The organism is Fictibacillus sp. KU28468 (assembly GCF_026153615.1).
Lineage (GTDB): Bacteria > Bacillota > Bacilli > Bacillales > Fictibacillaceae > Fictibacillus_C > Fictibacillus_C marinisediminis.
In genome coordinates this window covers 3,311,408-3,327,270 of record NZ_CP110666.1, presented here as the reverse complement: position 1 = coordinate 3,327,270, position 15,863 = coordinate 3,311,408, and the positions used below count along the sequence as shown (strand labels likewise).

The window sequence follows — 15,863 nt, the reverse complement described above, 5'->3', positions numbered from 1 at the left end:
AAGATCAGGGGTGATGTGATGAGTAAAAAAAGCTGCAGTTCTTCGGCCGGCCGAGACAGCAAGAGCGGGGACTTAAAATGGTGGCAGCTCTCTTTAATGGGAGTGGGCTGCACGATCGGAACGGGTTATTTCTTAGGATCTTCCATAGGCATTAAGATGACCGGACCTTCGATCGTTATCTCTTTTATCCTGGCAGCAATCGGTACATATATTGTTTTTAATGTTCTCGCCCAAATGACGGCCGAAGATCCGCAGAAAGGATCTTTTTGTGCGTATGCTAAAAAAGCGTTTGGACGCTGGGCTGGGTTCAGCTGTGGCTGGAACTATTGGATTTCCAATATTCTTGTGATGGGGAGCCAGCTGACGGCACTTTCCATCCTGTCTCGTTTTTGGTTTCACAATGTTCCGCTATGGGTGTTTGCTGCAGGTTATGCCGTATTGGCGATCGCTGTTGTTTTGACCGGAACAAAAGGATTCGACAAAATTGAGGATATTCTCGCGATTGTAAAGGTGGCGGCTATCTTAATGTTCATTATTATAGCGGCAGCAGCAATGGCCGGCTGGATTGACGGCGAAGTGAAGAAACCGGGCCTGCCGGACAATTCACAGGTGCTTTTTCATGATGGCTTTCGTGGGTTTTGGTCCTCACTCATCTATGCGTTCTATGCGTTTGGAGGTATTGAAGTCATCGGTTTAATGGCCATGCAGCTGAAGAAGAAAGAGGATGGCCCTAAAGCAGGAAAAGCGATGATGATTCTGCTTACGGGTATTTATGTGCTTTCCATGGGCCTAGCCGTTACAATGGTGTTTCAGCATGCCTTTGATGATAAAGAAAGTCCTTTTGTTACCGCTTTGAGTGATTATCATCTTCCGTTTTTTCCCCATGTGTTTAACGGTGCCATTATCATTGCGGGATTTTCCACGATGACCGCTTCACTGTTTGGAGTAACAAACCTTTTATGTACGATGTCTGAGGATGGAGATGCACCTGGCGTTTTTAGCAAAAAAGTGAAAAAGCTGAAGGACCTCCCCTTGGCCTCACTGGGGATCGGTGCTGCCGGTCTGCTGGCTTCCATCATTACGGCTTTACTTCTGCCGGGAAAGATTTATGAATACATTACAACAGCTGCAGGGATATTGCTTCTTTATAACTGGCTGTTCATTATTGTTTCATCCTTAAAGGTTCTGAAACAAAAGGTGTGGGGTAAAGTATTCTCCATGTTAGGAATCGTTCTTCTTTTAGCGAGCATCAGCGGCACGATGGCTGAGAAGACCATCCGTCCAGGTTTTTATGTGAGCCTTCTTCTTGCGGCAATCATTGGTGCAGCGGCCGTATTCATGGGGAAAGTTTGGAAAAAGGCTGAAGCTAAAGGCGATTGAAAGGCTGTTTCCAAGGAAACGTGGAGAGAGCTTTTTTATTTATGAAAATTATAGGTAAAATAAACGTATTAAAAATTTTAAGAGTAAAATGAACTTATTCTTATTTTTGACGTCATTTTATTAGAAGACAATTCGTTGAGGCAGTTTGTCTAGAAGCGGGTGAATAAAGTGTGGACCACGAACTCCAGCAATTAATCGTAAACGCCAAAAAAGGAGATCAGGATTCCTTTTCAAAAATCGTTCGAAAATATAAAGGGAAAGTGTACCGGCATGCCTTTGCGATGGTCCATGATCAAATGGAAGCGGAAGATATTACTCAGGAAGCTTTCGTAAAAGCTTATTTTTCACTTCATCATTTGAAGCAGGATTATGCCTTCGCCTCTTGGTTAACACGAATCGTTACAAACTTATGTTATGACCGGATAAAGAAAGCTGAAAAGTCGCCTGTGCTGCATGTGGATCCGGAAAAAACAGAACGGCTGCCAAGCACCCATTCTGAAGTTGAAAACGCACAGCTGAAAATGAATCTTCAGTTTGCGATGAAAAAGCTTTCTCCAGACCATCGAACGGTGGTCGTTTTGCGGGACATTCAAGGATTCTCGTATCAGGAGATCGCAGATATTTTGGAGATTCCTGTGGGAACCGTTAGATCCAGAATAAATGTAGCTCGAACAGAATTAAGGAGCGAACTCATGAGGGGTGATCGGGATGCATGATGAAGTAAAAGAGCTTCTTTCTGCATATGTGGATGAAGAATTAAACGGGGATGAACGTATGGAGATAGAGGAGCATTGTAAAACCTGCAGTGAATGCAGGCAAGAAGTGTACGAACTGAGGGAATTAAAAGAACATTTTTACGCTGCATATCAGGTTGCAGAGCCGGAAAATTGGCAGATCGAACGAGCGGTGGTTGGACAAATTCAAGCAGAAAGCTCACCTCACCGGCTTCTATCCTGGAAATGGATTGCTGCTACAGGAATCACCGCATTCATCATCATCAGCATGATATGGATTTTGACACCTGTCATTTCAAAAAGCATAAGTGTAGGAATGACCTTAACTTCCATTTCATTCAGTCTGATGCATTCAGCATTTGCTGTTGCAGGAGGACTTCCTAACCTGCTTGAAGTGATCCTTGTTCTTACACTGATTATTTTAGCAGCTTCCGGATGGTCCGTCCGGAGATTATTAAGCACAAAAACACCAGGATAAGGAGGGCGGCCATGAAAAAAATTCAAATCATTAGTGCAGTGATCATCATATTCTTCACCAGTATGTCTCTTGCAAATCCTACTGCCTATGCTGCTGGAGAAAAGAACATTATGAAATCAAAAGAAGTGGTCATCCCCTCCAACCAAAGTGTTGAAAATGTGATTGTATTCGGGCATAATGCAATAATTAAAGGGAAGGTCAAAACGGCTGTTATTGTTTTTAATGGAGATGTGGAGATTAAACCGCATGCCAAAATAAAAGAGCTGGTCCTTGTCGTTGGCGGGCATGTTAAACAGGAGCCTGGATCCAATGTAACAGAGAACATCCTATCCATTAATCTCGACAGCCCATCTCAGAACAGCCTGTTTCTTGGAGGAATGGTGCTGGTCGGCGGCTGGCTGCTGCGTCTGATCGGAAGCATTGTTCTCGTTCTATTTACCACTTTCGCAGGGCTTGCATTGAATAAAAGATTCAGCAGCTATGAGGAATTTACAAAGGGGAAAGCGGCTCGTTTTGTTTTGTCAGGGGCCATTACAAGCTTGGCTATCCTAATACTAAGCCTGTTACTGGGTATAACCGTGATCGGTATCCCTATTTCCATCATTCTTCTGTTGATTCCTCTGATCTCCTTCATAGCGGGTATGGCGGTGTTAAGCAAAGAGACAGCAAAAAGGATTGCCGGCCTGGAGGATAAACCAGCTTGGATCGTCTATTTGACAGGATCTTTTCTGATCGTATCGATTTTTAACTTTCCAGTCATCGGAGGACTCGTCCTTTTTATTCTCTATTGTTTATCTCTTGGAATGGCCATTCAATGGCTGTTTAGATTACGGAGAAAAAAATAGCAGCAGGTCTTAACAGACTGAAAAGCCTAATCCTGAATCTTCATTTAGAACCGAGTTCTTAAAGAAGATTTAGGATTTTTTTATTTTGAATGAACTTTTTGCGATCTTTCTCGTCTTTTTACTTGTGTAAGGACTTTTATTCCTAATTTCATTAATAAAAACAGGTGATAAAGAATGAAAAAAATATTATTTTTGCCGTTTTTACAAATGCCGTCAGGGCACCATCAGGCTGCCGAGGCGTTAATCGATATGTTGAAGATCAGAAAAAAAGATATTGTTCTAAAGAAAGTGGACTTATTAAGCTATATGAATGTTTCGCTTGAAAAGATGGTGACAGGCACTTATCTCAAGTGGATTAAGCTGATGCCAGGCACCTATGATCTTATTTATAAAAATTGCACCTATTCCACGATGCGCAAGGTCCATTCATTCAAGGGCTATGAAATCTTATTTCTGAAAAAGATGGAAAAGCTTCTATACGATGAACAGCCGGACGTTATCATTTGTACACACAGCATCCCCTCCTACCTTGTGAGCGCATTGAAGCGGAAAGGAAAGTGCCGGGTTCCCGTCATGAATGTGTATACAGACTTTTTCATTAATGATGTATGGGGCAGGGGAGAAATTGATTATCACTTTGTCCCAAACCGGGATATGAAAGTAAAGTTAGTAACAGAACATCATATTCGCCAAGAAAACATTATTGTTTCAGGAATCCCGGTGCATGAACAATTTACCAAATCAACAAAACGCACAAATGACAACCGCCGCAGAAAAATTTTAATCTCTGGCGGGAGCAGTGGTTTAGGTGACATTTATGAGTTAATAACAGCCGCTGGACCAACTGGTGCCTTTGATTATTTTGTTCTATGCGGGAATAACCGAAAGCTGTATGAAAAAATCAGCCAGCTGGATGCCGATCATATTCATCCTCTTCCGTATATATCGTCGAGAAAAGAGATGAACGAATGGTACGACCGCGTGGATGCTCTTGTAACGAAACCGGGAGGAATAACAGTAAGTGAAGCGCTTCAGAAAAGCTTGCCGATCTTTGTTCATTCCTTTCTTCCAGGTCAGGAAGAAATCAATCTTGAATATCTGGAAAAAAAGAATCTGGTATTCCGGCTCGAAAGATCTCAATCCATTGAAGCACAGCTGATGAAGGTGTTAGGCAATCAACCTGAACTGAAAAAATGGCACGCGGCTAAAAAAGCGTATGAAAGAGGACTGGAGATGCTGTCACCAGATCAGATGACTAAATTTATCCAATCCTTATTGGAACCGGCGCTGTCTTTTACTCAGCACGCGTAAATATGGACAATCCTATTGAAAAACACCAAGACGGGAGCATAACCAAATGATGGGGAGGCCATTAACAAGAGAAACCAAATACTTGTACGGGGGATGGATCATCCTTCTGATCTATCTCTCTCCGCTTTTTATTTTAGGGGAGAATGCACATATCCGGGTCCATGACAACATGGATTCCAACATTGCCTGGTATCGGGTGCTTGTTCATAGCGGACAACTGTTTGGCAATTTACATGCGGTTATTCCGCAAGTCATCAACGGGCTGCCAAGGGATACGTTCGGAACGGAATTCAGCGGGATTGTCTGGCTGCATTCCCTCTTTCCAACAATGCTGGCCTACGCACTTTCACAGGCGATCACAAGAGTGTTTGCTTATATCGGAATGTATCTCCTGCTGAAAGATCATTTTGTGAAAGAACAGGAGCTATCCTTTATACGTGCGGGTGTATCCCTTGCTTTTGCCTTAACGCCTTTTTGGCCGTCCGGGATGCTGAGCACCCTTGGCATGCCAATGGCATTATGGGCCTTTTTAAACATTCGCAATCAAACATCAGGGCGTAAGGAATGGCTCGTTCTTCTCTTGCTTCCCTTTTATTCGAGCTTTGTGCTAGGATTTTTCTTCTTTCTCAGTGCGATGGCTCTATTGTGGGCAACAGATGTGTGGAGAAAACGAAAGTGGAATGTAAAATTTCTATTCAGCATTGCCTTTATGATTTCGATCTACTTGGTGATTGAGTATCGGCTTGTATACTCGCTTCTGCTGCCTCAGGCACCAACGAACAGAAATGAATTCAAGGAGTCAGTCCTTTCTTTTCCATCATCTCTTAGACTGATGCTGAAAAACTATGTATTTGGCCATACACATGTAATGACCATTCATACGTACTTTATCCTGCCGCTCTTGTTCTGGGCACTTTGGAAGATTTTTAGGCAAAAAACCTGGAGAAGTGAAAAACGTTTTCTGTTTCTTACGATTTTGAATGCTGTCTTATCGGTTTGGTATGGCCTTTGGTTTTATAAAGGATGGCAGCCGTTGAAAGATCACGTCTCACTTTTAAATACGTTTAACTTTTCGAGATTTCACTTTCTGCACCCGTTAATTTTGTATCTTTTGTTCGCCATCGGCTTGAAGATGGTTTGGAGGGGGAAAAGGAAAAAAGCCGCAGCAGTTTTGCTCGTGCTTCAATTGCTGCTGCTGTGCACTTTGAATGAGGAAGTCCGATATCGGATCGCTGGATATCCTTCGTTCAAGGAATTCTACTCCACCCAGCTTTTTGATAAAATTGACCGATACATCGGAAAACCGAAAAACACGTATCGGGTGGCAAGTATCGGCCTGCATCCAGCGATTTCTCAATACAACGGCTTTTATACGATTGATTCCTATAACAACTTTTACCCCCTTTCCTATAAACACCAGTTCCGTTCCATTATTTCGAAGGAACTGGACAAGAACCGGAACGTGAAAAACTATTTTGATCATTGGGGTGGCCGATGTTATTTATTCTCAGCAGAACTCGGCAAACATTATAACTTTGAAAAAGATTCGAATAAAAAAATTCACCACCTGCAATTAAACATCAGCGCGTTTAAAAAACTTGGGGGCCGGTACATCTTTTCATCTGTACCTATCCTTAATGCGAAAGAAGATCGATTAACTTTGAAAAAAACATTCACGGACCGGCATTCGGTATGGAAGATCTATCTTTACCAGGTGAGATGAGTGAAGCGCGATAAAAGGGAGTGGACTTGATGAATGAACCGATTTTAACGATTGTTGTGCCATGCTACAACGAAGAAGAAGTGCTGCAGGAAACAACGAAGCAATTAACCTATCTTCTTGAAGACTTGGAGACAGAAAAATTAATTCATACGCAAAGTAAAATCATGTTTGTCGATGACGGCAGCAAAGATCGAACCTGGAACATGATTGAAGAGGAAAGCTTTGTGAACGGATATGTAACAGGACTGAAATTATCCAAAAACGCCGGACATCAAAACGCATTGCTTGCCGGTTTGATGAAGGCAAAGGAATTTTCGGATTGTGTGATTTCCATCGATGCCGATCTTCAGGATGACATCTCGGTCATACGGGATTTTATCTTGAAATACAATGAAGGCTGTGAAATTGTGTATGGTGTCCGGAGAAAAAGAGACACAGATACCTTTTTTAAGCGAACGACAGCCAACGGTTTCTATCGGTTTATGCAAAAGATCGGAATTGACCTTATTCCTAATCATGCCGATTTTCGGCTGATGAGCAAGCGGGCGCTGGATGAGCTTTGCCGCTATGAGGAAAACAACTTGTTTTTGAGAGGAATTATTCCTCTCATCGGGTTCAAGTCTGCCAATGTTTACTACGACCGTAAAGAACGGATGGCAGGTACCACAAAATATCCATTAAAGAAAATGCTCGCTTTTGCAGTGGATGGAATTACTTCGTTCAGTATTGCTCCGATCCGCTTTGTGACCCTCATCGGATTGATGTCCATCATCCTCAGCGTACTATTAGGAGGATATACCATTGTTCAGGAGGTCTTGGGCCGTACAGAATCAGGATGGTCATCCTTAATGATTTCCATATGGTTTATTGGAGGACTGCAGCTTTTGGGTATAGGGGTAATCGGGGAATACATCGGAAAAATCTTTAAAGAAGTAAAGCGGCGTCCAAAATACTCGGTCGAATCCAATCTGAATTTAGATACGCCAAGAAAACGAGAAATCTTACAGGACAGTACCGTACGCTAATCCAATAATCATCCCTCTTTATTTACCATTTAGTAATCGATAAAATGGTAAGGGAAGGGGGATTTTTTATGGGACGAGGGAGGAACTCAATGAACGAGAAGGAGAACAATTTTCAAGAAGTTTTTTTACGTTTGAAGGGCCTTTTGCAGCCGTATAGTGTAACTACCTTCCTAATCGGGAAGAATGATGTTGAACTTATACATAATCGATAAAACATTCAGAGAGTGAGGATGAAATGGGGCAGTTACTTAAACAATTAAAAAAAGGGAACAAGTCTGCTTTTTTAGCGGCCATTGTAAATACGATTATTGCCATCATCAAAGGTGTGGCCTATTTTATGACAGGGAATGTCGCCATGTTTGCGGAGACGATGCACAGTCTCGGTGATGCAGCCAATCAATTCTTTGTTTTTATCGGAACAGCATTAAGCAAAAAAGGGGCAACCGACCGCTTTCCCAACGGATTTGGAAGGCTCGTGAATCTCGTGTTGCTGGGAGCCGTTCTTATTGTGGGAATCATGTCGTTTGAAACGGTTAAAGAAGGATTTACACACATCTTTCACCCAACGGAATCGACTGGCTTTGCCATCAATCTGGCTGTGCTGGGAGCGGCGGTCCTGCTCGAGGCATTCGTCCTTTTTAAAGCAATGAAAGAGATCATGCATGATGCAGGAGACACCACGAGCGGTTTTGCCGTATTCGCTAATAGTTTCGGTTACCTCCCAAAAGCCAAACCAGCTACAAAACTTGTTTTTATGGAAGATATGGTAGCCACGGCAGGCGGACTGCTCGCTATCATCGCCATTGTCATCGCCCACTACACACCGTTTCACCAAGCGGAAGGCATCGCGTCAATACTGATCGGCCTTATGATGTTCTTTGTTGTCGGAAAAGTATTTCTTGATAATGCTGCAGGGGCTCTTGGAGAAGCGGATGAGGAAATGGAAGACAAAATTGGTGATTTGGTCTTGCGTGATCCTGATGTAAAAGATGTGGTCGGAGTAACCGTCATTAAAGAAGGCGAAGATCTTCATGTCGAACTTGAAGTCGAAGTAGATCCATCGCTGACCGTCGCCCAGGCAGACGACATAAAAGACCGTCTTGAAGAGCAGATTTTATTGGAAAAAGGCGTAGCAGATGTCACCATTGAGTTTGATGAAGACGATGGTGTTCAGCAATGGCAGGAACACCGCAAAAACATGAATAAAACTGAAAAATGAGTAAAAAAACAAAGAATTTCTCCATGCTTTATGGAGGAATCCTTTGTTTTTGATGTTGATGAAGAGAAGAAATTGGAAGGTAAATGGAAATTCAAGCCGAAACAATAGATTTACCCGCCGAAATCATCAGTTTACCGTCCAAAATTTAAATTTACCCGCCAAAATGGAGCAAATACCCGCCAAATGCCCATTATGGTCAACTAACTAGACTAAAACATTCCGGGATAGCCGTAATATGGGTAAAATACCTGCTGGCTTTGCTGTCCCTGTCCGCCCTGCTGCTGCCCGCCCGGCATCCCGGGGAACATGCCAGGAAACTGCGGCATCTGCTGCTGTCCGCCCTGTCCTTGCTGAGGCTGCTGCCCTTGCTGTGCGCCTTGCTGGGTCTGCCCGCCCGGCATCCCTGGAAACATGCCAGGAAACTGCGGCATCTGCTGCCCGCTTTGCCCCTGTTGAGGCTGCTGCCCTTGTTGTCCGCCTTGCTGGGTCTGCCCGCCCGGCATCCCGGGAAACATGCCAGGAAACTGCGGCATCTGCTGCCCGCCTTGTCCCTGCTGAGACTGCTGACCTTGCTGTGCGCCTTGCTGGGTCTGTCCGCCCTGCTGCTGCCCGCCCGGCATCCCGGGAAACATCCCAGGAAATTGTGGCATCTGAGGCTGCCCGCCTAATCCTTGCTGACTGGGTTGACCCTGGCCATAAAATCCATGGAATCCAGGTGTCTGCTGTCCTGATCCCAGGCCAGCCCCTTGTCCGGGAAATTGGGGATACATTCTTTTGCAATAATGGTTCATCCAGAAACCTCCTTATTTACATACAAACTATCCTATTCACCCTTACAGTGGTTGGACACTGATTCTAAAGACCAGGTGAAAAACAGGGCATTGGTCTCAAGAAAGAAAGGCTTAATTTTACGAAGAGGGGGAATCTTCAGGCTGAGGGGAAATTTGTAAGGAATAACAAATCCATACAAAAAAGGGAGATGGCAAAATGAAAAAAATACTTGCTAGTTTGGCAGTTGTCATCATGGCCTGGGGGATTTCATTTTCAACAGCATCAGCTTCAGCGCCAGGATTTCATCACCCGGTGGACTGGGATAAAAATTCAATTTTACGCAAGGATTCGCGTGGTGTGGAAGTTAAAAACATGCAGTATATTATCAATGTTCTCAGATTTTATACCGATTCGTCAGTCATTGACTCCGATGGGATCTTTGGTCCAAAAACCGAAGCCGCTGTTAAACATTATCAAAAAACGCACAACCTGGTCGTTGATGGTGTAGTGGGGCCGAGGACATGGGACAGCTTCTCTCAATTCATTGAAAAGAGAGGAAAGAACACTTATGGAGCCGGTGGATACATGGCCCTAAGAATCCATTGGAAATACGATAGCTCTAATTTCTACGCGCCCTCCAAAGCATATATCTATGGAAATGGCGAAACATTAACCGATACGTATCGGTTATATGCCAATTAAATGTACTTAGGAATAACAATATCCTTATAAGCTTTCCTTCAAAGAGAACGTGCCTTATTCAGGCACGTTTTTCTTTGTTTTGCAATACTGAAGCTCTTAGCGTGCAAGGAATAAATCCTTTCTGACGGACGTACCTATAAAGTAGGAGGTGTATGATGTTTGGTCATCGAATGAAATTGCGGAAAGGACCTCTGCCGTTTAAACGTGTGCTGTTATACTCGTTGATCATGCTCCTCGGTATGACCATTTTTGCATTTTGGTTAGTGGACCATAAAATTGAACCCATCTTAAAAAACATCGCCCGTTCGGAAGTCCATAACATCGCGGATGAAGCCATCAATGATGCCATTCTTAAAACTACAAATCAATATGATATGAATAAATTGATTGTTATCCATGAACAAAAAGGCCAGCATCCGGCCTACAGTCTAAATTATCAAATGTTTAATAAGGTTTTGGGGAAAATGACGGAAAGTATTCATGATGAAATAAAGAGTCAGCAGCATACCAAAAAAGATAGATTCGGAAACAGACTTAACTCGATTGTCTATCAAATCCCGTTAGGTGCAGCATTTAACAACTCCTTGCTATCCGATGTAGGGCCTCCCGTACCAGTAGAAATGAGTGTGGTTGGAAACGTGGATTCAGAGCTGAAAACCAAGCCAATGAACGTAGGAATTAATAATCCATATCTTGAGGTTTATGTACATTTAAAAGTAAACGTACAGGTTGTTGTACCATTTTCTTCAGAGAAAGTCACCGTAGCGAACGATGTAAAACTTGGTGATCTTTTCTTGCCGCAAGACGTTCCAGAGTATTACGGAGACGGCGGAGGCTTATTCAAACCAGCAGTTATTGGCAATAAAGCGAAAAAGAACGATTAAACTCTATCCCTGGATCAGGATAGAGTTTTTTCACTTCTAATATATGGAATTTTAAAGGTGAAGATATAATGAAAGTACAGATAAAAAGGAGAATATGAATCATGAAACTCATTTCTAATTATAAAGATCATGATAGACTTAGATGCAGCTTTAATAACCTTGCTCCCCGCAGAAAAAATGCTCACCAGCGTGGAGTATTGCGGAAATACTTCCTCGGTTTCCATTCCGCTGGCGCTGGATCTGGCTATAAAAAAAGGAAAGTTGAACGACGGAGACATCCTTTTGCTTTATGGATTCGGAGGCGGTCTGACGCATGCCGGCCAATTGCTGCAGTGGAATCCTGATCCTGCTAAGCATAAGGATATAAAACTCAAATGGAGTATATAGGTAGAGTGGAAGGTCAGGAAATTATAGGATCTGGATGGTGGTCGGGCAGATGATACGCTGGGAAATGAAGTTGATTTCAACGGAACGCGGAAGCTTTGAAGTGTTTTGTAAAGGACAGGGACCTGCGTTATGTGTGACCCATCTCTATTCAGAGTTTAATGAGACGGGTGACAGATTTGCTGATACATTTACGGAAACAAACCAAGTATTTCTAGTAAATCTGAGAGAAGCGGGAAGGTCAGAACAAGCGCACGAACCGTATCAGCTCAGTATGATTGAGACGGTGCTCGATCTGGAAGCAGTTAGATTGGAGCTGGGCATTCAGTCTTGGAACGTTGCCGGACATTCTACCGGGGGAATGCTTGGGCTTGTCTATGGCATGCGGCATCCTCAATCCATTGATTCTTTAATCATTGCCGGTTCCGCAGCCAGGGTATATGCCTCCTCATCGCCCTATTGTATCTATCATCAGGGGCACCCACAGTTTGAAAAGATGCAAATGCTGATCGAACGCCTGAAAACGAACCTATCAGAAGAAGAACGCAGCCGCTGCTCCCGGGAGCGGACGAAACTCTCCTTGCATGAGCCAGATCGGTATGATGAATATTTTACAGGGGATGTCCACAAATCGATGTCTGCTTCCCGCATGAACTTTTTTGCACGGGAAATTCTGCTATTTGATATTACGAAACAATTGCACAAGGTTACTGCCAGAACTTTGGTGATTTGCGGAGCACATGACGTCCAGTGCCCTCTTCCTTTCTCTAGGGAAATTGCAGAACTAATCCCTAACGCCGAGCTGGAAGTTTTTAATGACAGCAATCATTATCCTTTTTTAGAAGAAGCTAAAAAATTCAGCAGGGTAATCAAAGAATTTCTATTCCATCCTGTTATGAGGCATAAAACATGAGAGCAATAAAGTTTGAAAAGCAGTTTGTGACAGCTGGAATCTTTGTCTTCTATAAAGGGCTTTTCCCGTTTCAGATCGGTCCGACAAGGAAAGGGGATCAGCTCGGAGTCGTCAGGCTGGGTGGGCATCGGGAAGGAAATGAAACACCGATCGAGACAGCGGTGCGGGAATTGCATGAAGAATCGGGCATGAATGTAAAAATCATCCATTCTCCAGTGACCTATCATACGCCCAGCTGGAATTATCCTGAAATAAAAGTGAGGGCACAGGATTCACAAGGGATGGGTCCCGTTCTGATTAAAGGTGTAAACGGTGAATATTCTGTCATGTACTTTGGGGAGTCCATGGATAAGCCTGTCCCATCTTCTGAAGCGAAAGCGATTGTATTATTGAAACCGGCAGATATTGTGATAATTTGCAGCAGGACGCTGACTTTTGGTGAGTATATAGCCCGCAATGGAATTGTTGTAGAAAGAGAGAAGATGGACCGTAATCTTAATCTGGTGCCCTTTCCGCAGCTTCGTTTTTTATCCAGGCTGTTAAATGATGAACCAGAGTGGCTCAAGGGTCTTTTTAATATGAAAATCTAGCAATAGAATTAGCCCAAAGTGGATTCGAACATTGATTCAAAGAGGGTTTCTATAAGTACCGTTAAACAGTTAGTTGAGGTGCTGTCCATGAGCGATAAAATACTGCTGGTCGAAGATGATCTCTCGATACAAGAAACGGTAGAACGTTTTTTAGTAAAAGAAGGATATCAAGTAACAGCTGCAAGTAATGGGAAAGAGGCTTTTCAACTCTAATCCATCACTTGGGCAGCCGTTTGCTTGCTTTTAAGGGAAAATAAAAAAGCCCAGCATTACGCTGAGCTGTAAATTTAAATTATTGAAATAGTCCGGAATGCAGAACTTCATTCGCTGCAGAAACAACATTGAACAAGAAAGCTCCCCACCATAAAAGACGGCCTCGGGAAGAAACTTTGCTCCATCTTGTTCCCTTGCCATGTTCTTTGAAATAAATAAGAGCAGCAAGGGCCGTTATATTAAAGAAGATCATGCTCCAGCGGGCTACAACAAGGTAAGTCGGACTAACTAATCCACCGGCAAGCAGCAATCCATTGATTAAGAACAGCATATAGAAAAACGGAAGACTTTTCATGTCATCACTTCTCTCCAAGATGATCAAATCCTCGTTTATTCTAACACCGCAATTATGAAATTGGAATGGGTTTGCTCAATGGTTAACAATGTTGACACATTTCTTATCCGAGCGGAAGAATCAATGTTTTTTCGAAGGAACATGTATGACATCAGAAGAAGAAATCATCACCATCATGCTCCCTCCATAGGTTTTGGCCCGGATCAGGATCGGCTGGTTATAACGGTTCTGAAAACGGAAATCAGGGCCGTACCAGCTTACGGTTGCATCCCTGCCTTTTGGAACATAAGGTACACTTCGGCTGTGTGAAAAACGCTGCACAATATGAAGTCCAGCCCGGTCCACGGCATTAAAAAGAGTAGAGGAGACCTGGCAGATTCCTCCGCCAACTCCTTCTGAAAGCTCTCCACGAACAATAACAGGTGCACGCATGTACCCTTTGTCCGTAGTCCGTCTGCCTACGACCCCGTTAAAGGAAAAGGTCTCTCCAGGAAACACGACTTGATTATCAATCGCTTTTGCGGCAAGTGAAATATTATGGGTCCTGGATGAATGAGAACGGTTGAAATAAGTGACATACTGAGCAAGGTGATTGGTCCTGATATTTCCAAGCAGCTCACTGTCAACCCTGGGGTGGACCGTTAATAGAGGGACTTCAAGTTTATGAGGCCCCTTGCTGAAAAAGCTGGCATAGAATTGCTCTTTAAACGCTTTTTTGTAGAGCATGGAACCGTTTTCTCCAGGAGTAATTCCTCCTAAATCATTAATTCTTGCATTAAGAGGCGGACGGTAAACCTGACCTTCCAATTTTGCAGCAAACGACTCGAATTTTTCACCGTCTATGATAGGCGTACCTGGCAGCGGAACCATAAAGTCTTTTCGATCAATAATTGCGATGGTTTGGCCTTGCTGAATCAATGATATACTCTCAGGCGTATAGACGGGCTGTACGGCCAGCAGCATACCGGTTAACAATGAAAGTAACATAACGAACAACCTCCCAAAAGATAGTATGAGGAAGGACGGCTGGATTTATGTAGTAAGCATTCACGTAAATAAAATTTAGATTTTTCAAAAAAGTTATTGACTTTCCATTGCACACCTGTTTTAATAACAATTAATCCGATGAGGATTATATGAATTAAAAACTCCATAAATTTTTTCTTATTCAGAGAGGTGGAGGGAATTGGCCCTGCGAAACCTCGGCAGCGGACTTTTTAACGAGAGAACTGTGCCAAATCCAACAAGCATCAGCTTGGACGATAAGAGAAGTAGAACGCTATTTAACTTCTTCTTACACGTCCTTGAGATGTAAGAGGAAGTTTTTTATTGAGTAAAAAAATATCGTGCAGCTGATTGGTAAACCAAAGGCCGTGTCTCAGTATTAGCAGACATGGCCTTTTGGTTTTCCTTTTTATCATAAACTGTTTCCGTTTGAAAGGGGGAATTTTATTCGCTGCAAATGTTCAAATTCGTCGACCGGACAACCGGAGGCTTTCCTTAAAAAGGAGGTTTCCGGTTGTTTTCTTTTTGCAAAAACGCAGGGAAGAAGGGAGATATGATATGACTTTACTGCAAATTAGTAAACTCAATCGGAGTTTTGAAACAGGAAAAGGCGTGACAAAAGCACTTGAGCAAATAGATCTCGATGTGAATCAAGGAGAATTTATTACTGTGATCGGCCCGAGCGGCTGCGGAAAAAGCACATTATTAAAAATAATTGCTGGATTGGATACAAGGCATGAGGGCTCTGTATTGCTGGATAACCAAAAAGTATCCGGGCCGAGCATTGATAAAGGGTTTATTTTTCAAGAACCCAGGCTGTTTCCCTGGCTGACCGTGGAAAAAAATATCGCGGCCAACTTGCCTGTGAAAGAAAGTGCTACACATGAAAAAGTTCGCGAGCTGATTAAGCTGGTACGGTTGGAGGACTTTGAAAATGCCTATCCAAAAGAGCTGTCGGGAGGAATGGCACAGCGGGTATCCATCGCAAGAGCCCTGCTTAGAAATCCTAAGATTCTTCTCTTAGATGAACCATTTGGAGCGTTGGATGCCTTTACCCGGTCACATATGCAAGAGGTACTGCTCAATATCTGGCAGAAGAACCGGACGACGATGATATTTGTGACTCACGACATCGATGAGGCCATTTATCTCGCCAGCACTGTAGTGATCATGAATCCCCGGCCAGGCACAGTCAGGGAGGTAATACCGATTGAACTGCCTCATCCACGGAGAAAAACAGATCTTGCTTTCCAGGAAATACGACAGCGGGTATTGAGTGAATTTGAAAAAGTGGAGGAAAGCGAGCGAGCAGCAACCGTCCGATAACGATA

At 43.3% G+C, this 15,863-nt stretch carries 16 protein-coding genes, 2 pseudogenes and 1 riboswitch; of the genes and pseudogenes, 15 read left to right on the top strand and 3 right to left on the bottom strand.

Annotation, left to right across the window (positions count from 1 at the left end):
- Positions 1-18: 18 nt before the first annotated feature.
- The 8 genes from OKX00_RS17410 (at position 19) to OKX00_RS17375 (ending at position 8,715) form a co-directional block, all read left to right on the top strand.
- A complete protein-coding gene (locus OKX00_RS17410) occupies positions 19-1,380 on the top strand; it encodes an amino acid permease (protein WP_265408212.1) in 1,362 nt (453 codons plus the stop codon).
- 170 nt (positions 1,381-1,550) lie between these two features.
- Positions 1,551-2,096, top strand: a complete 546-nt coding sequence (locus OKX00_RS17405) for an RNA polymerase sigma factor (protein ID WP_265408211.1) — start codon at positions 1,551-1,553, stop codon at positions 2,094-2,096.
- Complete coding sequence (locus OKX00_RS17400) at positions 2,089-2,592, top strand: anti-sigma factor family protein (RefSeq protein WP_265408210.1); 504 nt, start codon at positions 2,089-2,091, stop codon at positions 2,590-2,592. The genes OKX00_RS17405 and OKX00_RS17400 overlap by 8 nt, the downstream gene beginning before the upstream one ends.
- Before the next feature lie 11 nt (positions 2,593-2,603).
- Positions 2,604-3,437, top strand: coding sequence for a hypothetical protein (locus OKX00_RS17395; RefSeq protein ID WP_265408209.1), 834 nt, complete (start codon positions 2,604-2,606; stop codon positions 3,435-3,437).
- A gap of 174 nt (positions 3,438-3,611) precedes the next feature.
- Positions 3,612-4,748: an MGDG synthase family glycosyltransferase gene (locus OKX00_RS17390; protein WP_265408208.1), complete on the top strand. Its 1,137-nt coding sequence runs from the start codon at positions 3,612-3,614 to the stop codon at positions 4,746-4,748.
- A 46-nt stretch (positions 4,749-4,794) separates the two neighbouring features.
- Positions 4,795-6,471 carry a DUF6044 family protein gene (locus OKX00_RS17385; protein ID WP_416054253.1) on the top strand — a complete coding sequence of 559 codons (1,677 nt, stop codon included), beginning with the start codon at positions 4,795-4,797 and terminating at the stop codon, positions 6,469-6,471.
- 29 nt (positions 6,472-6,500) lie between these two features.
- Positions 6,501-7,496 carry a glycosyltransferase family 2 protein gene (locus tag OKX00_RS17380; RefSeq protein ID WP_265408207.1) on the top strand — a complete coding sequence of 332 codons (996 nt, stop codon included), beginning with the start codon at positions 6,501-6,503 and terminating at the stop codon, positions 7,494-7,496.
- 235 nt (positions 7,497-7,731) lie between these two features.
- Positions 7,732-8,715 carry a cation diffusion facilitator family transporter gene (locus OKX00_RS17375; protein ID WP_265408206.1) on the top strand — a complete coding sequence of 328 codons (984 nt, stop codon included), beginning with the start codon at positions 7,732-7,734 and terminating at the stop codon, positions 8,713-8,715.
- A 209-nt stretch (positions 8,716-8,924) separates the two neighbouring features.
- Here the strand turns inward: OKX00_RS17375 and OKX00_RS17370 are convergent, their stop codons facing one another.
- Positions 8,925-9,506, bottom strand: a complete 582-nt coding sequence (locus OKX00_RS17370; protein ID WP_265408205.1) for a hypothetical protein — start codon at positions 9,504-9,506, stop codon at positions 8,925-8,927.
- Between the two features lie 196 nt (positions 9,507-9,702).
- On the opposite strand from OKX00_RS17370, the gene OKX00_RS17365 reads away from it, so the two are divergent.
- From OKX00_RS17365 to OKX00_RS17340, 6 genes and pseudogenes are all read left to right on the top strand, one after another.
- Complete coding sequence (locus OKX00_RS17365; protein ID WP_265408204.1) at positions 9,703-10,188, top strand: peptidoglycan-binding domain-containing protein; 486 nt, start codon at positions 9,703-9,705, stop codon at positions 10,186-10,188.
- Between the two features lie 155 nt (positions 10,189-10,343).
- Positions 10,344-11,072, top strand: a complete 729-nt coding sequence (gene yunB, locus OKX00_RS17360) for a sporulation protein YunB (RefSeq protein ID WP_062235928.1) — start codon at positions 10,344-10,346, stop codon at positions 11,070-11,072.
- A gap of 162 nt (positions 11,073-11,234) precedes the next feature.
- A pseudogene (locus OKX00_RS17355) lies at positions 11,235-11,459 on the top strand (3-oxoacyl-[acyl-carrier-protein] synthase III C-terminal domain-containing protein); the annotation flags it as partial.
- Positions 11,460-11,508: 49 nt separating this feature from the next.
- Positions 11,509-12,369, top strand: coding sequence for an alpha/beta fold hydrolase (locus OKX00_RS17350; RefSeq protein WP_265408203.1), 861 nt, complete (start codon positions 11,509-11,511; stop codon positions 12,367-12,369).
- A complete protein-coding gene (locus OKX00_RS17345) occupies positions 12,366-12,959 on the top strand; it encodes an NUDIX hydrolase (protein ID WP_265408202.1) in 594 nt (197 codons plus the stop codon). Before OKX00_RS17350 ends, OKX00_RS17345 begins: the two co-directional genes overlap by 4 nt.
- An 87-nt stretch (positions 12,960-13,046) precedes the next feature.
- Positions 13,047-13,157 (top strand): annotated as a pseudogene (locus tag OKX00_RS17340) (DNA-binding response regulator); the annotation flags it as partial.
- Between the two features lie 94 nt (positions 13,158-13,251).
- On the opposite strand, the gene OKX00_RS17335 reads toward OKX00_RS17340, so the two are convergent.
- Both OKX00_RS17335 and OKX00_RS17330 read right to left on the bottom strand, forming a co-directional pair.
- Positions 13,252-13,527: a hypothetical protein gene (locus OKX00_RS17335; RefSeq protein ID WP_265408201.1), complete on the bottom strand. Its 276-nt coding sequence runs from the start codon at positions 13,525-13,527 to the stop codon at positions 13,252-13,254.
- 120 nt (positions 13,528-13,647) lie between these two features.
- Entirely contained in the window at positions 13,648-14,514 is an 867-nt protein-coding gene (locus OKX00_RS17330) for a VanW family protein (protein WP_256227253.1), read from the bottom strand.
- A 174-nt stretch (positions 14,515-14,688) separates the two neighbouring features.
- A riboswitch (SAM riboswitch) is annotated at positions 14,689-14,796 on the top strand.
- Positions 14,797-15,090: 294 nt separating this feature from the next.
- Here OKX00_RS17330 and OKX00_RS17325 point away from each other — a divergent pair.
- Entirely contained in the window at positions 15,091-15,858 is a 768-nt protein-coding gene (locus OKX00_RS17325) for an ABC transporter ATP-binding protein (RefSeq protein ID WP_265408200.1), read from the top strand.
- The last annotated feature ends 5 nt before the right edge of the window (positions 15,859-15,863 follow it).

Excerpts from the sequence above, each read along its gene's own strand:
- OKX00_RS17410 (WP_265408212.1), top strand. The coding sequence starts at position 19 with ATGAGTAAAAAAAGCTGCAGTTCTTCGGCCGGCCGAGACAGCAAGAGC.
- OKX00_RS17400 (WP_265408210.1), top strand. The coding sequence starts at position 2,089 with ATGCATGATGAAGTAAAAGAGCTTCTTTCTGCATATGTGGATGAAGAA.
- OKX00_RS17395 (WP_265408209.1), top strand. The coding sequence starts at position 2,604 with ATGAAAAAAATTCAAATCATTAGTGCAGTGATCATCATATTCTTCACC.
- OKX00_RS17390 (WP_265408208.1), top strand. The coding sequence starts at position 3,612 with ATGAAAAAAATATTATTTTTGCCGTTTTTACAAATGCCGTCAGGGCAC.
- OKX00_RS17385 (WP_416054253.1), top strand. The coding sequence starts at position 4,795 with ATGATGGGGAGGCCATTAACAAGAGAAACCAAATACTTGTACGGGGGA.
- OKX00_RS17380 (WP_265408207.1), top strand. The coding sequence starts at position 6,501 with ATGAATGAACCGATTTTAACGATTGTTGTGCCATGCTACAACGAAGAA.
- OKX00_RS17375 (WP_265408206.1), top strand. The coding sequence starts at position 7,732 with ATGGGGCAGTTACTTAAACAATTAAAAAAAGGGAACAAGTCTGCTTTT.
- OKX00_RS17370 (WP_265408205.1), bottom strand. The coding sequence starts at position 9,506 with ATGAACCATTATTGCAAAAGAATGTATCCCCAATTTCCCGGACAAGGG.
- OKX00_RS17365 (WP_265408204.1), top strand. The coding sequence starts at position 9,703 with ATGAAAAAAATACTTGCTAGTTTGGCAGTTGTCATCATGGCCTGGGGG.
- yunB (WP_062235928.1), top strand. The coding sequence starts at position 10,344 with ATGTTTGGTCATCGAATGAAATTGCGGAAAGGACCTCTGCCGTTTAAA.
- OKX00_RS17350 (WP_265408203.1), top strand. The coding sequence starts at position 11,509 with ATGATACGCTGGGAAATGAAGTTGATTTCAACGGAACGCGGAAGCTTT.
- OKX00_RS17345 (WP_265408202.1), top strand. The coding sequence starts at position 12,366 with ATGAGAGCAATAAAGTTTGAAAAGCAGTTTGTGACAGCTGGAATCTTT.
- OKX00_RS17335 (WP_265408201.1), bottom strand. The coding sequence starts at position 13,527 with ATGAAAAGTCTTCCGTTTTTCTATATGCTGTTCTTAATCAATGGATTG.
- OKX00_RS17330 (WP_256227253.1), bottom strand. The coding sequence starts at position 14,514 with ATGTTACTTTCATTGTTAACCGGTATGCTGCTGGCCGTACAGCCCGTC.
- OKX00_RS17325 (WP_265408200.1), top strand. The coding sequence starts at position 15,091 with ATGACTTTACTGCAAATTAGTAAACTCAATCGGAGTTTTGAAACAGGA.